The organism is Streptomyces apricus, from assembly GCF_008369065.1.
In the GTDB taxonomy this organism is placed as follows: domain Bacteria; phylum Actinomycetota; class Actinomycetes; order Streptomycetales; family Streptomycetaceae; genus Streptomyces; species Streptomyces apricus.
The window spans coordinates 1-2,897 of the sequence record NZ_VDFC01000147.1; the positions used below are offsets into that span (position 1 = coordinate 1).

General features: G+C 73.3%; 3 protein-coding genes. All 3 read left to right on the top strand.

Annotation, left to right across the window (positions count from 1 at the left end):
* The first annotated feature begins 333 nt into the window (after window positions 1–333).
* Window positions 334–858 carry an ATP-binding protein gene (locus tag FGF04_RS38645; protein ID WP_149516066.1) on the top strand — a complete coding sequence of 175 codons (525 nt, stop codon included), beginning with the start codon at window positions 334–336 and terminating at the stop codon, window positions 856–858.
* A gap of 271 nt (window positions 859–1,129) precedes the next feature.
* Entirely contained in the window at window positions 1,130–1,813 is a 684-nt protein-coding gene (locus FGF04_RS38650; protein WP_149516067.1) for an LPXTG cell wall anchor domain-containing protein, read from the top strand.
* A 128-nt stretch (window positions 1,814–1,941) separates the two neighbouring features.
* On the top strand, window positions 1,942–2,897 hold a 956-nt coding region (locus tag FGF04_RS38655; protein ID WP_408055727.1), incomplete at its 3' end, for a hypothetical protein.

Consider the following 2,897-nt stretch of genomic DNA (forward strand, 5'->3'; position numbering starts at 1 on the left):
ATCCGGGGGCGGTGCGTCCGGGGCCGATCGGCCCACGGCCGATCGAGGTGAATAGCCGCCCCGAGGTGCGGTTCTGCGGCAGAGTTATGCCTGGGTTGCCTCTATGTGATCAACGCGTTATCAGAGTCACATCATCCGTACCGAATAAGTGGGTGTTCTGACGGTTCGGTCGGGCAGGAGACATCCTGAATATGTCAACAGACCGAGCGGCGACCGCGCGGCAGTCCCGGACCACTTCCTGACCACGAGTGTCCAGAGCTGTTACGGCGTGCTGAGTGTGCTGGGACCCAAGTCTTGAATCATGAACTGGTGAATCGGTGAGGTGAAGCGCTGATGAGCACCACCCGGCCTTACTCGCCGGGCGACCGCGGCCCGGAACCGGGTGACGGCGGCGCTTCCGGGACCTCTCCGGGCGGTACGGGGGCCTCTCCGGGCGGTACGCCCCCCGGGCGTCAGGACCGTCGGCTGAACTTCGACGGGCAGAGCGGGGTCGTTCCCCTCGCCCGCGACTTCGCCCGCCAGGCACTGTACGACTGGGGCTGGCTCCCCGCGGACACCGCCGACCAGCGGGCCGCGGCGGAGGATGTCCTCCTGGTCGTCTCCGAGCTCGTCACCAATGCCTGCCTGCACGCGGAGGGGCCGGACGAGCTCTGGATCTCCTGCGACAAGAAGGTGCTGCGGATCGAGGTCTCCGACCAGGGGTCGGGGCAGCCCGCGCCGCGGACCCCGCACCGGGCCGGGCGGCCCGGCGGGCACGGCATGTTCATCGTGCAGCGGCTGTGCCTGGACTGGGGCGTGATCCGTACGCCGGGAGTGGCCGGGAAGACGGTCTGGGCGGAGCTGGGCGCTCCGGCGTAGCGCTCCGCTGTGGCTCGGCGTCGCCCCCGCGTGTTCGTCCGCGGGTCCGGTGGGGGCTGGTCGCGCCCACGCGGCGGAGCCGCACATCGGAACAGCCCCGCGCCCCTTTGGGGCGCCTCTTTCTCTTGAGCGCGTGCCGGGTCCTGGTGGATCCGGCACGCGCTTTGTCTTCCCTCGGTAAGGCGTCGGGCGTACCTTGACGGCCCATCTGATGTCCCGTCAGGAACGGTGTCGGGAACGCCTTCGGGAGTGAGGGACCGTGCCATACCGGATGTACCAGAAACGGACCGCCGCGCTCGCTTCCGCCGCGGCCCTGGCCGGCTCGGCGGTGCTGCTGGCCGCCCCCGCGGCCCGGGCCGACGTGGTGGACGTCAACTACCAGTGCAAGACGCCGATCGGTGACAAGTCCGCCGTCTCGCCCATCGACATCAAGGGCGTCAGGAGCGGCAGCGGCTACCGGCTCACGATGACCTTCGAGAAGGGCGTCTCCTCCAGCCCCGTCGAACTGGGCAAGGGGGCGATGAACCCGAGCGCCGTCATCAGGCTCGGCGGCGCCGACAGCGGCACCGTGTCGGTCAAGGGCCCCTCCAACCCGGAGGCGGTACCCGCCAACACCCCCATCAAGATCACCGACCTGACCGGGACGTACACCCCGAAGAAGACCGGCGAGGTCACCTTCACCGCGGGCGTGCTGACCATCGAGGCGCTCGGCACGACCACCACCTGCACGCCCTCCAACAGCCCGGGGCCCTCGCTGTCCCTGGACGTCACGGCGGCCGGCGGCGGCGACACCGCAGGCGGTTCCTCCCAGGGCGCCGCGGCGGACGGCGGGGAACTGCCGCGGACCGGTCCCGAGGACTCCGCGATCGCCCTGGGCACGCTCGGCGGCACCGTGCTGCTGGCGGGCGCGGCGGGCGTGCTGTGGCTGAACCGGCGCCACCGGGCCCGCGGCTGAGCCGGTGGGCGGGGTCGACGACAGCCGCGTACGGACGTCGAGCCGACGGGAGCGGTGACGTGGACGGTGGCGGGCGCGGTACGGGGCGCGGTACGCGCGGTACGGCCGCGGGGGTGCGGACCGGCGTCGTGGCGGTGGTGCTCGCGCTCGGGCTGTCCGGCGTCCTCGGCCTGTTCGGTCCGTACGCCCCGGGTGCGGGGACCGCCTCCGCGGCGGAGCAGCCGCGGGTGGAGCTGTCCAGGTCCCAGGCGGGGACGGGCGGCTCGATCACGGTGAGCGGCAGCGGGTGGCGGGCGGACGCCCTGCTGATGATCCTCGTCTGCGGCCGGTCCGCCACCGACCGGGGGGCGACCGGCGGCACCGACTCCTGCGCCAACGCCGACGGGCGGGCCGTCACCACCGACGCCGAGGGCCGCTTCACGCGGAAGCTGCCGGTCGCCGAGCCGCCGGAGCCGTGTCCGTGCGTGGTGCATGTCGCGACCGTCACCGGGGCGAAGGCCGACGCCGACGCGCCGTTCCTGGTCGCGGGCCACGAGGTGGAACCGCTGCCCAAGCAGGACAGCGCCGCGCGGCTGTCCGCGCTCAGCGACACGCGCCTGGACGGGGCGAGCGGCCTGCTCACCTGGTTCGGCGCGCCGCCCTCCCGCGACCTCGTCCTCACCGTCGGGAACGTGGGCACCGCCGCCGTGAAGGACCCGGTCTTCCAGGTGGGCACCTCGCACGGCGTGTTCGCCCCGCAGTGGGAGGAGCGGCGGTGGCGCGGCACCATCCGTCCCGGCGGGAAGGCCCGCGTCACCCTGCCGGKGGAGCTGACGGCCGGGGCGTACGGCGACTACACGGTCTCCCTGAAGTTCGGCGGCGAGGTGCTCGCCGAACAGCCGTGGGGTGTGGGGCGGCCCTGGGGCGTGACGCTCTTCTGGGCGCTGGTCTGCGTCGTCGTGCCGGCCGCGGTGTTCCGGGGCGGGATGGCGGTGGTGGATCGGGTGCGGCCGGGTGGGGCGGCCTTCCCTGCGGGGCGGCCTGCGCGGCCTGGGCGGCCTGGCAGGGGTGCCCATGGGGTTCGCCGGGGGCGGGTGTGGTGGCC